This window comes from Pyrinomonadaceae bacterium (genome assembly GCA_036277115.1).
Taxonomy (GTDB): domain Bacteria; phylum Acidobacteriota; class Blastocatellia; order Pyrinomonadales; family Pyrinomonadaceae; genus UBA11740.
The window spans coordinates 942,738-958,456 of the sequence record DASUNM010000023.1; the positions used below are offsets into that span (position 1 = coordinate 942,738).

A 15,719-nucleotide genomic window follows, 5' to 3' on the forward strand; every position below is an offset into this window, starting at 1 on the left:
CAAGTGGCGACGAAAACATCCGGCGAGATCGAAAAAGAATTCATCGATAATTTGAAGACATCCACCGGCAAGTCAGTGCCGGAATGGATGAAGCAATTAAGCGCTTCAGGAATCACGAAGCGCAACGACCTAATCAAGTGGCTGAAAGAAAGACAGGGCTTCGGTCATATGAATGCGTCATTGCTGGCGGGGATCCATTTGAACAACGGCAAGCCCGTTTACGGCAACACCGAAGACCTCTTGGATAATCAGTTCGCCAAGGCCGCGGACATGCGGCCGCTCTACGAATCCTTCATCGCATTCGTGCAGAAGCATTTCGGAAACTCGTCGGTGCTGCCGAAGAAGACTTACGTTTCGATTTTGGAAAAGCGCGAATTCGCCGCCATCAATATCAAGCCAAAAGAGCTGCGCATCGGATTCGATCTGGGTGACCGGCCGTTCGATGAGACAGTGAGCAAATCAAAACTGTCGGGGCCGATGCCCCGCATCTCTCACATGCTGGTGCTGACGGACAAAGCGCAACTCAACAGTGAATTGATCGAGCTGTTGAAGAGTTCGTATCAAAGATCTCACTAGGCAGCCGGCTAATCAGACGCGAATGGCTTTGCCTCAAAAGTCAGAGAGTTCCAAGTGTGTTATTCACAACGGGGCTTCAGCCCGGTGATCTTTGGCAAGACGAGATCCGTGAACCGTTTCAACGGCAATAACATACTTGACTCATCGATCAACGATTGTTCATGAATGAGTCAGCCCGAAGGGCTGAAAGATAGTAGCCGGGGGTTGAGCGCGTCAGCGCGATACCCCCGGATCGAAGTGTATGTAATCTCTGACCCTGAAAGGGTCACAGAACTCGTCTTGCACCCCTTCAGGGTGCGAATTCTAGTCGACGTGTCCGGGGGGTTACGCTTCGCTGCGACCCCCGGCTACTCTCTTGCAACCCTGCGGGTTGCGAAACCAATTGATGCGTCAAGTATATTGAAACGTTTAAACGGTTTCCGCTGCTCCTAAGCTTTCAGATCACCCGGCTGAAACGGGGTGTGAATGAGAGCCTCCCCGAAAAGCGGCGTTTGTTTATTTGGCGACTAACCCAGCCCTAAAGCTCTGGGCTACTATCAAGCGTCCACCAAGCGGACGCCGGTAGGAATGCGCAAACGCAAAGTCGCGGTGAAGGTAAATGACCTGATGCAGCAGGGCTACGTCTACTATCTCACCGAACCCGCCGGCAAAAACTTTCATCCTGACTTCAAACCAGAACTGACGCCGAAAGAGATGCTCGAGCTCGGTGTGTTCGGCGGAAGGTACTTAACTGATTGCCGCAAAGAATTCCCGGCGGCGTGGTTCAAACGCGCAAAGCTCTGCCACGAAAAGCACGATGCGAAACTCAATTTCTTCGAAGTGAATGCGTCGCAACCGCTTGCCGTCTGGAAGAAGAATGGCTGGATCTATCATGAGGATCCGCGTGGCTGGTTCCAGTGGTATTGCCGTTACTACCTCGGCCGCCGCTGTCCTGACGACGAGCGGCAAATCAAACGTTGGCGCGCGATGCGTCGCCACATCTCGCAAATCAAAACGAACTGCCCGGCCTGCGCGCTCGATTGCCGGCGACGGCAGCGACAGGCGCTGCTGCACTGGGCTTACGACGCGCGAAAAATCTGATGCTCAATATTGAAACCGTCAGACTGCTGCTGACCGTCATTAGCGGACTCTGCTGGACGATTGTTTACATCGACGGCATTCGCGTCGGCTTCCGTGACAAGTCCTACGCGATTCCGTTCTATGCGCTGGCGCTGAATTTTGCGTGGGAGTTGCTCTACACCTATCACGGCTTTCGCATAAACGGTGTCGATGCGCAGAATATTTTTAGTGCCGCCTGGCTGACATTTGATATCGGGATTCTGTACACGTACTTCAGGTTTGGGCGGAAGTATTTTCCGGACATCGGTGCCTTGGCAACAAGTGGATTGCGATCCGAAAGGGGCGTCGAGAGCACCCCACGCGAGATGCTAGCGCGGGGACCCCGCACGCCGCCGCACTCCAAAAGCGGGTTCATTGGATGGAGTGTGCTCGGGCTGGTGACCGCGTTCGCCGTTCAGTATGCGGTCATTAGGGAGTTCGGAGTCGCGAAGGGCGCCGCGTATTCAGCATTTCCACAGAACCTCATCATGTCGATTCTGTTTATCGCGATGCTGGCGAGACGCGGCAACCGTGAAGGGCAAAGTATTCTAATCGCGGTCAGCAAATGGATCGGAACACTGGCGCCCACAATTCTATTCGGCGTAGTTGGCCAAGGTGGCTTCCCAAATGGCAGTTTTCTCATTCTTACGGTAGGACTGTTCTGTTCCGTCTTCGATGTGATTTACATTTGGCTCCTGGTGAAAACGAAAACCGGCATTCACACTAATGAAGTCATGAACAATTTAAGGTTGGGATCTCGCTAATGAAAGTGAGGCTCTGCCCGACAAAGTACTTCAGGGGACGAGAAACAATGAAACTTCGAAGAATCACGATAGTTGTAGTTGCCATCGCCGCTGTCCTGGCCCCGTCACTAACGCAGCTCGCACAGACTTCAGGCGGAGCAGCTCCGGTATCTGTCGCACCGGCCAGGCGTGTTCATCACTACGTTTACTTTGGAATGGATCGCAATGAGCTTAAAAATGCGAAATCGTTCCTCGAGACGAAACAGTTTGAAGGCGCGCAGGTTGCCTACTCGTGGCGGCAGCTCGAACAGGGAAAAGACAATTACGATTTCAGGATAATTCATGAGGACCTCACATTTCTAAACTCACACGGCAAGAAACTTTGGATTCAGTTTTCGGATGTGACGTTCAGTCCGGAACGCATCAACGTGCCGCAGTACCTGCTGAAAGATCCGAAATACAACGGTGGCGCTGACAAGCAATACAAAAGCCATGACGACAAGGACGAAAATCCCGAGCACGAAGGATGGATGGGCCGGCGTTGGGATCCGGCGGTGCAGGAAAGACTGCACAAATTGTTTGTAGCCCTGGGCAAAGAGTTCGATGGCCGCATTGCCGGAATCAATCTGGCTGAGAGTTCGGTCGGGGTTGGCCGGACCGGCAAACTGTGGCCCAAAGGCTTCACCTATGGGATTTATCGCGACGCCGTCATTGCCAACATGAAAGCGTTGAAGCGCGCCTTTCCGAAATCGATTGCGATGGTCTATGCCAACTTCATGCCGGGCGGACGGCCCTATCTCGAAGCAGTTTACAAAGCCGCGCGTGAATCTAACGTCGCGGTCGGTGGACCAGATCTGATGCCGTTCCGGCCGTTTCAACGCTCGAACAGTTATCCCCTGATCCGCGAATCAGCGGGAAAAGTTCCAACCGGCCTCGCGGTGCAGGATGGAAACTACTCGGACGTGAACAAAGAGACGGGCAAGCGCGCCGACATTGCGGAGTTACTGAAATACGGCAGCGAAGAACTCAAGCTGGACTACATCTTCTGGTGCACGGAAGAGCCCTACTACTCGCAGGAGCTGATCCCGTTCATGCGTGCGGCGAAGCGCGGCTAGTAATTTGTAATCATCTCGAAATTGACTTGCCTCTCTCACGAGGATATCGTCCGCAGGCGTTTTGCAAGTTATTGATCTGGGTCTCCAAATCAAATCAAAGGGGCTAAAAATGATGAAGCGACTAGTAGTGTCGTTTGGGCTCTTGATTCTCGTTACGCTTGCGGTGATTTCTTTTGTGTTTGCCTCTCCAGGATCGCGGGAGTCTGGCAAAGATACGACCCGGGAAGAAACTCGCGTGGTTAGCGAGCTTCAGCGGGAAACAGGTGCGGCTCGGTCGTCGTTTTGCTGCGCCGGTTGCAGCCGCAGCAGCCAGGGAGCGCGGTTCAGCTGTACGGGATGTAGCCCGACTAATAGCTGCCCCGCAGGCAAAATTGCGGTCGGCTGTGAAAACTACACGTTTGACCCGTCGTCCGGAACCTTAACCTGTTTCTGACAGCCAGGCGTAAAGCGGGGCTCGTTGATTATTTCAAAGAGGGACCGCGACTACGGCCTAGAAACAGATCGTTCAATTCGCCGAACGGTGCGGCATGGGCGAAGCTCGCAAAGGAACCGCTCTTCTGGATTTCCTGGGCGGCGGCGATGAATCCGGCCCAAGCCGCACGCGCCAGCGCGCCGCCAATCGATATGCGGCGCACGCCGAGATCGGCAAGCTCCGCCACGGTCACGTGGCAGTTGTTGGTCGAGACCAGAACATTGACGGGTTTGGGCGCGACCGCATCCACGATCGCTGAGATCTCTTCCGCATCGGTAACGCCCGGGGCGTAGAGACAATCGGCGCCGGCATCCGCGAAGGCGACGAGTCGCTCGATTGAAGTGTTGAATGGATCGGGAGTACCGACGAGATATGCTTCACAGCGAGCCGTTAGCACGACGCGAGGATCGCCTGATCCGGTCGCTACCGCTCTCGGTACTGACACGCCGTCGATCGCGGCGCGCGCAGCTTTGATTCGCTCCACCGCCAAATCAAAATCGTAAAGCGGCTCTTCGCTCTGTCCTGAATTGTCTTCAATCGACAAACCGGCGACGCCCGTCTGGACGCACAACCGAACGCTCTCCGCAACGCCTTCAGGATCGTCGGCGTAGCCGTTTTGAAAATCTGCGTTAACCGGCAACGACGTCGCTTCAACCAGCTCGCGGAAGTGTTCGAGCATCACGTCGCGCGTGACGAACTCCGGCCCATCTGGCAGAGCTTTTGAGAAAGCGAAACCCGCGGACGTCGTCGCCAGCGCTTTGAATCCGAGGTGTTCCAGATAGAAGGCTGAACCAGCGTCCCAGGGATTCGGCAGCACAAAGCAGCCCGATTGGTGCAATGCCCGAAATGTTTCAATTTTGGATGATTGTTTCAACATGATATGCGGGCGAGGTCAGTACCGGGAGCGAACCGGGGTCCCGCGCGGGCAGCCCGCGTGGGGTGGTGGTAGCGACCGGGTCTCAACATTCTCTCTCATAACGTGTGTTCGCGCCGGAATGCCCGTCCCAATAGCACGTCGGCGATGGCCGAAGAAATTTTCAGTCCCGGATGGTCTTCGAGCCAGAAAAATTCGCCTACCGGATTGATTTCCAGAAACACATAACGGCCGTCAGGAGTGAGCACAAAATCAATCGCACCGTAGTTGAGGCCGAAATAATCCATCAATCGGAGCAATTGCTGCTCGAGGCTGCGCGGCAATTCAAACCTTTGCCACTCCTTCATGAGCGCAACGCCATCTTTTCGCCAGTCGTGTTGCGCCGCCCTGGAAACCTGCGAGTCAATGGACGCGGTAAACACCCGATCGCCTACCACGGTAGTACGCAACTCCAGCGACTTCGGCAGTTGCTCCTGAAAAGTCATTGGACAAAGATTAAGCCCATCCAAGTCCGCCAAATCTTCGCGGCTGACTGGATTGGTGAAGACGACCTTCTCGACCCCATTCTCATAAACGGCAAATGACGAAAGCATTTTCGTGACAATCCCAGCTTCGCACCCTTGCGCAAATGCCCGCACAGCGTCTGCGTCGTTCGTGATCAGCGTTCGCGGAGTATCCAGGCCCAGTTCTCGGGCCACCTGAAGCTGAATCTGCTTATGCTCGGCGCGGCGAATTACCGGTTCGGGATCCATGCGAAACGCTTTCAGGCTTTCCAGCATTCCTTTCACGGTCCGGCTTGATTCATCCATTGAGGCCATTCGTAGTTGCGGGTCGATGCTACGCGGAATTCGGGCCCCAATTTCCAATCTGCGATGCCAGATCGCAGTGACTTCCTGTAAATCCACTTCACCTTGAGCAGAAATCAGCCGCAGCCTTTCGGAGCCTTTGAGATACTCGGCGATCAGGCGCACTTCGGTCGGAAATCTGTCGGTGTCAAAACGGAATGCGCGGCCGCCCTGGCTTTCTATTGCCGTCATGACCGAATCGACGCTTTGATTGTCCAGGCTCCGCGTGATGATGAGGACCGTCATGTCTGAACTCCTTTATCAAGGAGCGCTTCAGCGATCGCTTCCGAGATCGGGTAATCAAGGTCGCGCTCCAGCATTCCCCACTCTCCTCCCGAATTGACTTCGAGAAAGACGTGCTCACCTCCGGGGGTCCGAATCAAGTCAATCGCGCCGTAGACTAATCCCAACTTCGACATCAACGCGCTGAGTTTCGTGAACACATCGGCCGGCACTTCATCGCGCCGCCAATGTACATCCTCAGGTGAAGAAAGCCGCCAGTCTACCTGGCCGTCTTTTGATCCGCTCGCGTCGATGGCGCCCACAAACATACTGCCGTTCACAAACGCGATGCGTAGCTCGCAGGCCTTCGGAATCTGCTCCTGAAAAACCATGGGGCTGTGGCGCAGCATGTTTCCATCGGCCACGTCCCGGCTGGTTACTTCGCTGGTGTGGACGAATGCGGGCGCAGCATCCATGCTGATTGAGATCGGCGTGAGAAGTTTGGCGACCATCTTTTTGTTTACTTCTCGAAAAAAGCTCCTCATTTGGACGGGATCATTTGTCATGAGCGTCCTCGGCACCGTCAGCCCAACCTCCTGCGCCGTTCGCAGTTGCCACAATTTGTTTTCAGCTTGCCGATCGTTCCGCGGCTCATTTACCCACCGCGCGAAAGAGAGGCCGTTGAGAAATGATTCAAGGGCGGCCATCGATTCGCGCATGCACATGCCCTGGAAATCAGGGTCGAGATCCTCGGGAAGGCTTGGCCACCAGATCTTTCGCGCCCAAACTGCCCGGATCGCGCTTGCGTCGACGCTCTTTGCGCCGTCCTTAATCACATGGGTGACGGCGCGGCCGGTGAATTTGGCAATTAGTTTTGTTTTTTCAGGAAAACGATCGGTGTCAAAGCGAAAAGTTTTCACACCCCGGCGCACAAGAGCAGCGGCGACTCGATCAACTGTGAAGTAGTCCCCGCTGTGCGTCAGCATTAGCACCGTATCGGCTGTTGACCGGCTTCCCATCTTGGTCTTCGGGAGGGCGCAGCCGCGCCTTCGTTTTAAAGAGATAAGGACACCGGGGCAGGTGTCCTTATCCATCTTGCACGAGGTGAGCTCTTCCTATTTTCCCTTGAGTGTCCTTTTCTTCTTGAGTTTAAAGGTCCCTTCCTTGGCCGCGACGTTGGCCTTCGGCACCGCCGTCTTGGAAATGTATTCAGCGTTGTAAACATACTCGTCGCGATCAGACGGGTATTTGAGTGTCACTAGCTTGGCATCTCGAAGCTTTTCCGGGATGTCCTCTTTGGTCAGGTAGTGAGGAAGATAGACCAGCTCATCCTTGTCCGATGGAGCCTTCATGGTCACTGGACCAGCGGCGGCCTTTTTGTAGCTGAGGCTTCTGCTTCCGCCAACTTTTGCGCTGGCCGACTCAGGATCCTGTCCCTCAAGATATCTCGCAAAAAACGGTTTCGCATTTCCCGTCTCTTCTTGTTTCTTTTGTTTGCTCATACAGCAGTCTCCTTTTGGTGAGTTGTGAAGTCCGACTCTTCCGTAAGCATTACGCTACGTGAGTCCTTCAGGAGGCAAAGGGTCATGCTTTTTAGGGATGACCCTTCGCGATTTGGCTCTGATTCCGGCCGTCGATTTGAGGGTCGAATGAGAGTCTCAAAGGAAAAGAAAACATCAGTTACTTTTCGGCGCGGACTCTATCACAAAGCGGGCTGCCAGGACTAGGCAGTTTAGCGCGCGGTAGTGGGCATTTGAAGAAAGTGGCACGGGCGTCGGTGACGTGAACAAGCGCAGGATGCGTGTGACAGCACAAAGACGCGCAAAGTAGGGACATTACAACGGTGTCAGGCGTGATATAAGAAGGTCATGCCCACAGAAAATGTCGCCTTCATCGGATCGATTCCCGAGAACTATGACCGCTATCTTGGGCCCGTCTTGTTCGAACCTTACGCGAAAGATTTGGTTGAGCGCCTCAACGTCTCCGAAGGTGGCTCGCTGCTTGAGGTCGCGTGCGGAACCGGGATCGTGACGCGGCGGTTGCGGGATCGTCTGCCGCCAAGCGTGAAGATCGTCGCAACTGACCTGAATGAAGCGATGATTAATTTTGCCGCGCAGAAGTTCCGCGCAGACGAGAACATCGAATGGAAGCCGGCCGACGCTCTCGATCTACCGTTCGACGATGGGTCGTTCGACGCGGTCATTTGTCAGTTCGGTTTGATGTTCTTCCCTGATAAGCAACGGGGAGTGAGCGAGGCGTTTCGCGTGCTGAAGCCGAACGGCCAGTACACCTTCAGCGTTTGGGATGCGATTGAGCGCACCGATCTGGCGAAAGCCACCGAGACTGTCATCAAGCAGTTCTTTCCCGAGAATCCGCCGGACTTCTACGACATCCCGTTCTCGTTCCACGAGCAGGACAAGCTTCAGTCGGTGCTGATGACCGCCGGCTTCCGCGAGATCAAAATCGACGTCGTGCCGTTTCCGTGCGTGAGCGCGTCGGCGCGCGATGCCGCCCATGGATTGATTCACGGCAATCCCGTAATCAATGCCATCAATGAACGCGATCCGGCGAAGGCGCCGGAGATCGAGGCAGCATTGGCCGAGAAGATTGCCGCGCACTTCGGCGATACTCCGGTCAACGCACAAATGCAGGCGATTGTTTGCAGCGCCCTTCGCTGATTTGAAGAAATGTTCGAACTCGAAACCCACAGGCTCACGCTCCGACATCTTTCGCCGGAGACTGATCCAGAATTTATCCTGCGACTTCTGAACGAGCCGTCGTTCCTGCAATACATCGGCGACAAAAACGTGCGCACACTCGACGACGCACGCGCCTATATTCGCAATGGCCCGATGAAGAGTTATGAAGAAAACGGTTTCGGATTGTACCGGGTCGGCCTGAAAGAAGACGGTCGCGCGATTGGAATCTGCGGCCTCATCAAGCGTGACACCTTGCCTGAGCCCGACGTTGGATTTGCTTTCCTGCCTGAGTACTGGAACCAGGGTTACGCGCATGAAGCGGCGGCCGAGGTGATGCGCTACGCGCGCGAGGAGCTGCGGCTTGATCGCATTCTTGCGATTACTTCGCCCGACAATGAAGCTTCGGGAAAGCTGCTCGGAAAGATTGGATTACACTTGCAACGGACGATTCGATTGTCCGACGACGCGGACGAAGTTAAGCTGTTTTCGACAGACAACAAACCGTCAGAGCCATGAAAGAACTGCCAATCGCTTGTGAGCTGACGCCCGCGGAATTGGAAGCCCGGCGGACGGGTTTGTTGCCGGGACTGCTGGCGCAAGCCACGGAAGGCGTTCCGTTGAGCAACGGATTTCGATGGCGATTTGCGCCGTCAACCGAAGTCCTGATGGCGGCGGTGAACACCATCGATGCCGAGCGGCAGTGCTGCCGCTTCCTGAAATTCGTATTGACGACCGAGCCTGACGGCGGGGACGTGTGGCTCGAAGTTACCGGGCCCGACGGCACGCGGGAATTTCTTTCGACTCTTCTCAGCTAATGAATCTAAACGATCTCAACGATCTGTTTCGGCACATGGAGTGGGCGGACGCGAGCGTTTGGCGCGCCGTGCTTTCGTCAGACGCTGCGCGTGCGGACACCAAGCTGCACGAGTTGTTCTATCACGTGCACATGGTACAGCGCGCGTTCCTGCGCGTGTGGCAGGGCGAGACCCGGTTCACACCGTTTGCGACTTTTGACGAAATCGCACCGCTGCTCGAATGGGGACGCAGTTACTATCATGAGCTCTATGCTCGGGTGGAAAAGTGGACCGCGGCCGATCTATTGAGCACGCTCAACGCGCCCTGGGCTTCGCGGCTTACCAAACCGCTCGGCCGCGAGGCCGCGGACACGACGCTTGGGCAAACCGCGCAGCAAGTCGCGATGCATAGTCTCTATCATCGCGGCCAGGTAAACGCGCGCCTGCGCGAACTTGGCGGCGAACCGCCCCTGGTCGATTACATTGCGTGGCTTTGGCTGGGCCGACCGGAAGCGGATTGGAACTTCTAGATCTATGAGTCCGAAAGCAAAACCGAAAGACGGCAAAGAGCAAATTGAGCGCGTGCGGCGCATCTGTCTTTCGCTTCCCGAAACATGGGAGAAAATATCGCACGGTGAGCCGACGTGGTTTGTCGGCAAGAAAGTCTTCGCGATGTTCTCGAACAATCATCACGGTGACGGCCATGTCGCGGTCACGGTGCCGGCAGCGATCGGGATTCAGGAAATGCTCATCAAGAAGTCGCCGAAGAAGTTTTATAGCCCGCCGTACGTAGGCGTGCGGGGTTGGATTGGTATCGAAGTCGATCGGGTCAGCGACAAAGAACTCGAATTGCACCTTCGTGAGGCCTGGCAACTGATCGCTCCCGCGAAATTTCATCAGTTGCTGACTCCCGAAGTTAAATTCCCGAAAACCTCGAACCGCAAAACCACGTAGTAAGCTGCAGGAGTCGACGATGTACTGTCACGCTTGTGGAATCGCGCTGTCGCAGCCGACGAAATACTGCAATCGTTGCGGCGTCCAATTGATCAACCAGGATCCGACTGGCGAGGTCAAACGGACCGAAAAGCGGCTGGATGAGTATCTCGATGGCTTGTTTTGGATCACGGTCTTTGGCGTGGGCCTGATCTTCGGCGGCATGGTAGTGATGAAGAAAGTCGGCCTCAGCGACTTTTTCATTTTCGCTTATCTTCTGATCAGCTCCACCGCCTTCCTCATTAACTTCCTGATCAATTTGTCCGCGGCCCGGCGTATCGGCAGAAAGTCGCACGATCTTCCCGGCGCTGACGAACGGCAGACCGGCCAACTAGGCGCCGCCACGCCTGGGATACTTCCGCCGGCGACCAGCGTGACCGACCACACCACACGTTCTTTCGAACCTATCTACGCAAAGCGAAAAACAGAATAGGCTTAAGTCGCCAAGCGCATGGTCTTGTACTTTGCGGGCCTTTGCGTCTTGGCGTTTGCCGCTGTCGGTGATTGAATGGATTGTGTTGAATGACCGCAGCTCGCTCGATCAGGCGTTGCGGTAGATGGCGCCGATGCGCGAAACGAATTCTATGAAAAAACCGATTCGTATTCTGCTGCAAACTACTATTCCCTTCGCGGAAGACGACTGGCATATCGGCCGGTTTTCATTGTTACGCGACGAGTTGGTTTCCCTGGAAGATGAATTTGGAAAACCACTCTTTGAAGTAACCACTCGGAATCGCGAAGCAGACTCAGCCGGAAACGATCCGGTACTCAGCATGCTTGATCAATCTGAATTTGCCGAGCTGTGGTTGTTTGCGATTGATACCGGTGACGGGTTGAGTGAGGCCGACTGCCAGGGCATCACGCGGTTTCGTCAGCGGGGCGGGGGCGTCCTGGCGACGCGCGATCACGAGGATCTGGGGCTTTCGCTTTGCACTCTGGGCGGCATTGGCCGGGCGCATTTCTTTCATTCTAAAAATCCTGAGCCCGATACCTCCAGACACGTTGCTGATGATTCGCATACAACTTCGATCTCGTGGCCCAACTATCATTCCGGCGCGAACGGCGACTACCAACGCATTACGGTGAGTTCTCCCCATTACGTTTTGCGCAACAAGGCGTCCGCCGCTGGCTTCATTGAATTCTTGCCGGCCCACCCGCACGAAGGGGCGGTCGGCGTGCCGGAAGGCGAGGATCAGGGCCGCGTTATTGCGACCGGCGAAAGCAGGACAACCGGACGGGCATTTAATCTCGTGGTTGCCTTCGAGAGTTCGCGCGACGACCACGGCAACGACCTCGGCCGCGGCATCGCGGACTCAAGCTTTCATCACTTCGTGGATTACAACTGGGACCCGGACAAGGGTTGTCCGAGCTTTGTGCTTGAGCCGCCGGGCGACGGTTACAAACGTAACCCGCAAGCGCTCACCGATGTCAAAACGTACGTGCACAATTTGGCTATCTGGCTCGCGGGTTACTAGCCTGGGCGTCAGCCAACCGCGCGATCGGATTGAAGAGCTTGTAATTGATTCACCCTCGGTGTCTAATCTGCCGCGGTAAGATCGAGGCAATGAGCAAGAGACCTTTTCTTCCCTTTTTCGCGTCACTGCTTCTGGTGTGGCCCACGCACGGTCAAGAGCCTCAAGCGCAAAAGTCTGAGACCAAACCAAACAAAGCGGCGGCGTCTTCCACTCAAACCCCGCCCACCAAAGATGAACAGGACGACGTGGTGAGAATTACCACCGGCCTGGTTCAGCTCGATGCGGTGGTGACCAAAGACGGCAAGCAGGTCACGGATTTGACCGCAGACGATTTCGAAATCAGCGAAGACGGTCGGCCGCAAACGATTACTCACTTTTCTTACGTTTCAAACATTCGAGCGACCGCCGAAACCAAACCTAATAGCCCGCCGGCTGCGTCTCAGGAAAAAATGACGACCGCGCCGGTTTTGCCGGCACTCATTAAGCCACACGAAACGCGTCGCACGATTGCGATCGTGGTGGACGATTTGGGTATCTCGCTTGACAGCATGCTGTCCGTCAAACAGCAGCTACGGAAATTTGTTGACGAGCAACTGCAACCCAACGATCTGGTAGCCATCATTCGAACTGGAGGAGAAGTCGGTTCGCTGCAGCAATTCACCACTGACCGGCGTCTGCTGCACCGGGCAATCGAGAGTCTGCGTTGGAATCTTTGCAGCCGCGTCGGCAATTCTGCCCTGGCGCCGTCGCCCGGTCTCACGGTCCCCACGAAGACACTTGGCACGGGTCAGAATGCGGTGGGGTTGTGTGCGAACGTGCATGGCGGTCCGTTGAAGGGCACCGTGCGCGCCCTGCGATTTATCCTGCAAGGCATGCGCGAGTTGCCCGGTCGCAAATCAATGGTGCTGCTGTCTGACGATTTGCCGCTGGATGTTCCCGATCTGGACTCGCTTGAGCGTGGACCGATTAGGCCGCCGAATCCGATCGGCGATGCCCCGGACTCCGACAAGATCAGAGGCATTGACGAGACTCAGTTCGGCAACGAGGGCGTGCTCCGCCGGATGGCTGAGATTGCGAATCGCTCGTCGGTTGTCATCTACACAGTCGATACGCGAGGAATGAAGGCGACCGGGATCACCGCCGCGGACAACCTCACTCCCAGCGGACCAGGGACGAGGCCGACCGGGCCCTCTTACCTATCCACTAGGACGCTTACCATGCTGAACGATCGCTCGGGCCAGATGCAGGACGCTCGTGGCGGCATGTCGCTGCTGGCCCGGCAAACCGGGGGTTTTCTGACTAGCAACTCAAACGATTTTGGGCTGCCCCGCGTGCTGTTGGATCAGGAAGGTTATTATCTAATCGGCTATCGACCGAGCGCGGAAACCTTCAACCGGGCCTTTCATAATATTAAGGCGCGGGTAAAACGGCCGGGCCTGACTTTGCGGACACGCGAAGGCTTTTATGGCCTCAACGATAAAGAGGTAATGCCGAACCGGCCGGCCAGCCGCGACCAATTGAACGCGGCCCTCATGTCCCCCTTTGGCAAGGTAGACATTGAGTTGCGCATGACCGCTCTCTTCGCCAACACCAAATCGGCCGGTTCAGCGGTTCGTTGCCTGCTTCACTTCAACCCTGACGCGCTCACTTTCAGCGACCAACCCGATGGCGCTCGCAAAGCGAAGTTCAATCTGAGCGGGATACTCTTCGGAGACAACGGCGGCGTCGTTGACCAGGTTATCGAGACCAGGACCCTGCGGTTGAGCGGCAAAGATTACGATCGAGCGCAACGGGAAGGGCTCGTTTATCAGTTGGATATGCAGGTTAAGAAGCCTGGTTCTTACCAATTCCGCGCTGCGGTGCAAGATGCGACGTCGTCAAAGACCGGGACCGTCGGCCAAATTGTCGAGGTCCCCGATCTTCGCGCCAGACGCGTGGCGATTTCGGGAATCACGATCTCAACCGGCGGCCTACCCGTCGCAGCTCAAGGGTCTGACCAAAACCGCGCCGGCGATGATCAAGAGACGGTTGACATCGGCCAGCTCGCGATCCGGCGCTTCCGCCAGAGCTCAAATCTTTTTTATGCCTATGTCGTCTATATGGCCCAGATTGACAAGACGAGCCGCTCTCCCTCATTGACCGCAGAGGCCAGAATTTTCCACGACGGCAAGCTCATTTACGCGGGCGCTTCTAAGGCGATCGATACTGCGGGTCAGGCGGACCTTGACCGCATTAGCGCGGGCGGAGGCCTGCAACTTAATTCGCTGAAACCCGGCGAATATGTTCTTCAAATTATCGTCACGGACAGGCTCGCTAACGAAAAGCTGGGTACCGCGACCCAATGGATCGATTTTGAAATCGTCCCATAGAAGTGAAAACCTCGACATGGCTGGTGCCAACGCTCCTAATCCACACTTTGCGGCTGATGTCACAAACAGCTTCGCGCAACAAGCGATCATGAATCTGATTAGCGCACGGCTGGCTCGGGTCGAACCCGGCGTCGTGGAAATTGAGTTGCCGTTTCGCGCGGATCTAACTCAGCAAGACGGATATCTTCACGCGGGAGTGATCACGACGGTGGCGGACTCCGCGGCCGGTTACGCGGCGTACACTCTAATGCCCGCCGGGTCGCGCGTGTTGAGTATTGAATTCAAAGTGAATCTGTTGCGGCCGGCGCGTGGTGAATTGTTTGTCGCCCGCGCGGAAGTCATCAAGGCCGGGCGAACACTGACTGTCGTACGCGCGGATGTTTTTGCTACGGGCGCGAATTCTGAAAAAGAATTGATCGCCACGATGCAGGGCACGATGATGTGTCTGCGATAGCTTCGGAAGCATTCGGGAGGTTGTCCCTTTGTGTTTCTCTGTGGATCTTTGTGTCTCTGTGGTGAGCCTCCCGCGAAGATTCCACCATTGAGACACAGAGATCCACGGAGACCCGGAAAGATTGTTGCCGTTAGGCACGAAAATGTTTATAACTCCAGCTCAATCTCAGAACCGAAAGCCCAGATCGAGCGTAATGAATCTTGTCGCTCCTCCGGAGCTGGAGATTCTTCCAGACGGTGAACTATAAATATTGCGCTCCTAACAGACCGCGGCCAATGCTAACCCGTTTCCAATCGAAGAGGACTCGAAAATGCGAAAACGTTTATTGGTTTCAATCTTAACGGTCGCCGTTCTATTCACATTCTCCGCCTGTCGCCATTTCGGCAAAGGCGTTCAAGGCTCCGGAGTTCGCAAGGCTGAGAAGCGAGACTTGCCGGCTTTCAAGTCGATCGAAACCAACGGCGCTTTTGAAATCCGGGTCACCTGTCAGAAGGAAGCCAGTTTTGAGATCGAAGGTGACGATAATCTTCTGCCGTTAGTCAAAACTGACGTGCGCAACGGGGTTCTCCGCATTTATAACGACGGCTCGTATTCGGCGACGCAAGCGATCGCCGTGCGCATAACGCTTTCGGATCTTGAAGCAATCAGTTCGACGGGAGCGGCCGACATTGAAGTCGCGAACGTGAAGAACAACCAACTCAGTATCAGTTGGCAGGGCGCCGGAAGAATTGAAGCCACGGGCGATACCAAATTCATCCAGATAAGCTCAACCGGCGCCGGCGAGATCGACAGCGGGAAACTACGCGCCGAGCGTGCAAAGGTGTCGGTCACCGGAGCCGCGCACGTCGATGTCTATGCGAGCCAGCAACTCGACGTCACAGTTTCGGGCGTCGGACAAGTTACCTATGGCGGAAATCCACCGGTCGTGAATAAGAGCGTGACGGGACTCGGCAGCGTGAATAAGAAAGAATCCGGAAGCAGCTGATCGCC

The 15,719-nt window shown here is 55.6% G+C and carries 18 protein-coding genes; 14 read left to right on the top strand and 4 right to left on the bottom strand.

Going from position 1 to position 15,719, the window contains the following annotated elements:
* Window positions 1-3 precede the first annotated feature (3 nt).
* The 4 genes from VFX97_10885 to VFX97_10900 all read left to right on the top strand — a co-directional run bounded on the left by VFX97_10885 (window position 4) and on the right by VFX97_10900 (window position 3,532).
* Window positions 4-576: a DUF5655 domain-containing protein gene (locus VFX97_10885; GenBank protein ID HEX5703694.1), complete on the top strand. Its 573-nt coding sequence runs from the start codon at window positions 4-6 to the stop codon at window positions 574-576.
* 567 nt (window positions 577-1,143) lie between these two features.
* Entirely contained in the window at window positions 1,144-1,656 is a 513-nt protein-coding gene (locus tag VFX97_10890; GenBank protein ID HEX5703695.1) for a hypothetical protein, read from the top strand.
* Window positions 1,656-2,438, top strand: a complete 783-nt coding sequence (locus VFX97_10895) for a hypothetical protein (GenBank protein HEX5703696.1) — start codon at window positions 1,656-1,658, stop codon at window positions 2,436-2,438. Before VFX97_10890 ends, VFX97_10895 begins: the two co-directional genes overlap by 1 nt.
* A 47-nt stretch (window positions 2,439-2,485) precedes the next feature.
* Window positions 2,486-3,532, top strand: coding sequence for a hypothetical protein (locus VFX97_10900; GenBank protein ID HEX5703697.1), 1,047 nt, complete (start codon window positions 2,486-2,488; stop codon window positions 3,530-3,532).
* 461 nt (window positions 3,533-3,993) lie between these two features.
* Here the strand turns inward: VFX97_10900 and VFX97_10905 are convergent, their stop codons facing one another.
* The 4 genes from VFX97_10905 to VFX97_10920 all read right to left on the bottom strand — a co-directional run bounded on the left by VFX97_10905 (window position 3,994) and on the right by VFX97_10920 (window position 7,447).
* Window positions 3,994-4,881, bottom strand: a complete 888-nt coding sequence (locus VFX97_10905; protein ID HEX5703698.1) for an isocitrate lyase/phosphoenolpyruvate mutase family protein — start codon at window positions 4,879-4,881, stop codon at window positions 3,994-3,996.
* A 95-nt stretch (window positions 4,882-4,976) separates the two neighbouring features.
* Window positions 4,977-5,969 (bottom strand): MvdD family ATP-grasp ribosomal peptide maturase, encoded by a 993-nt coding sequence (locus tag VFX97_10910; GenBank protein HEX5703699.1) that lies wholly within the window; start codon window positions 5,967-5,969, stop codon window positions 4,977-4,979.
* Window positions 5,966-6,964 (bottom strand): MvdC family ATP-grasp ribosomal peptide maturase, encoded by a 999-nt coding sequence (locus VFX97_10915; GenBank protein HEX5703700.1) that lies wholly within the window; start codon window positions 6,962-6,964, stop codon window positions 5,966-5,968. Before VFX97_10915 ends, VFX97_10910 begins: the two co-directional genes overlap by 4 nt.
* Window positions 6,965-7,060: 96 nt before the next feature.
* Entirely contained in the window at window positions 7,061-7,447 is a 387-nt protein-coding gene (locus tag VFX97_10920; GenBank protein ID HEX5703701.1) for a microviridin/marinostatin family tricyclic proteinase inhibitor, read from the bottom strand.
* Window positions 7,448-7,813: 366 nt separating this feature from the next.
* On the opposite strand from VFX97_10920, the gene VFX97_10925 reads away from it, so the two are divergent.
* The 10 genes from VFX97_10925 (at window position 7,814) to VFX97_10970 (ending at window position 15,714) form a co-directional block, all read left to right on the top strand.
* Window positions 7,814-8,623, top strand: coding sequence for a class I SAM-dependent methyltransferase (locus VFX97_10925; GenBank protein HEX5703702.1), 810 nt, complete (start codon window positions 7,814-7,816; stop codon window positions 8,621-8,623).
* A 9-nt stretch (window positions 8,624-8,632) separates the two neighbouring features.
* Complete coding sequence (locus VFX97_10930; protein ID HEX5703703.1) at window positions 8,633-9,160, top strand: GNAT family N-acetyltransferase; 528 nt, start codon at window positions 8,633-8,635, stop codon at window positions 9,158-9,160.
* A complete protein-coding gene (locus VFX97_10935; GenBank protein HEX5703704.1) occupies window positions 9,157-9,459 on the top strand; it encodes a hypothetical protein in 303 nt (100 codons plus the stop codon). Before VFX97_10930 ends, VFX97_10935 begins: the two co-directional genes overlap by 4 nt.
* On the top strand, window positions 9,459-9,968 hold the full coding sequence (locus tag VFX97_10940) for a DinB family protein (GenBank protein ID HEX5703705.1): 510 nt from the start codon (window positions 9,459-9,461) through the stop codon (window positions 9,966-9,968). Before VFX97_10935 ends, VFX97_10940 begins: the two co-directional genes overlap by 1 nt.
* 4 nt (window positions 9,969-9,972) lie before the next feature.
* Window positions 9,973-10,392 (top strand): MmcQ/YjbR family DNA-binding protein, encoded by a 420-nt coding sequence (locus VFX97_10945; protein ID HEX5703706.1) that lies wholly within the window; start codon window positions 9,973-9,975, stop codon window positions 10,390-10,392.
* Between the two features lie 19 nt (window positions 10,393-10,411).
* Window positions 10,412-10,864: a hypothetical protein gene (locus VFX97_10950; GenBank protein ID HEX5703707.1), complete on the top strand. Its 453-nt coding sequence runs from the start codon at window positions 10,412-10,414 to the stop codon at window positions 10,862-10,864.
* A 151-nt stretch (window positions 10,865-11,015) separates the two neighbouring features.
* Window positions 11,016-11,906 carry a hypothetical protein gene (locus tag VFX97_10955; protein HEX5703708.1) on the top strand — a complete coding sequence of 297 codons (891 nt, stop codon included), beginning with the start codon at window positions 11,016-11,018 and terminating at the stop codon, window positions 11,904-11,906.
* 89 nt (window positions 11,907-11,995) lie between these two features.
* A complete protein-coding gene (locus VFX97_10960) occupies window positions 11,996-14,275 on the top strand; it encodes a VWA domain-containing protein (GenBank protein ID HEX5703709.1) in 2,280 nt (759 codons plus the stop codon).
* Window positions 14,276-14,291: 16 nt separating this feature from the next.
* Window positions 14,292-14,729 (top strand): PaaI family thioesterase, encoded by a 438-nt coding sequence (locus tag VFX97_10965; protein HEX5703710.1) that lies wholly within the window; start codon window positions 14,292-14,294, stop codon window positions 14,727-14,729.
* A 310-nt stretch (window positions 14,730-15,039) separates the two neighbouring features.
* Window positions 15,040-15,714, top strand: a complete 675-nt coding sequence (locus VFX97_10970) for a head GIN domain-containing protein (GenBank protein ID HEX5703711.1) — start codon at window positions 15,040-15,042, stop codon at window positions 15,712-15,714.
* Window positions 15,715-15,719 lie beyond the last annotated feature (5 nt).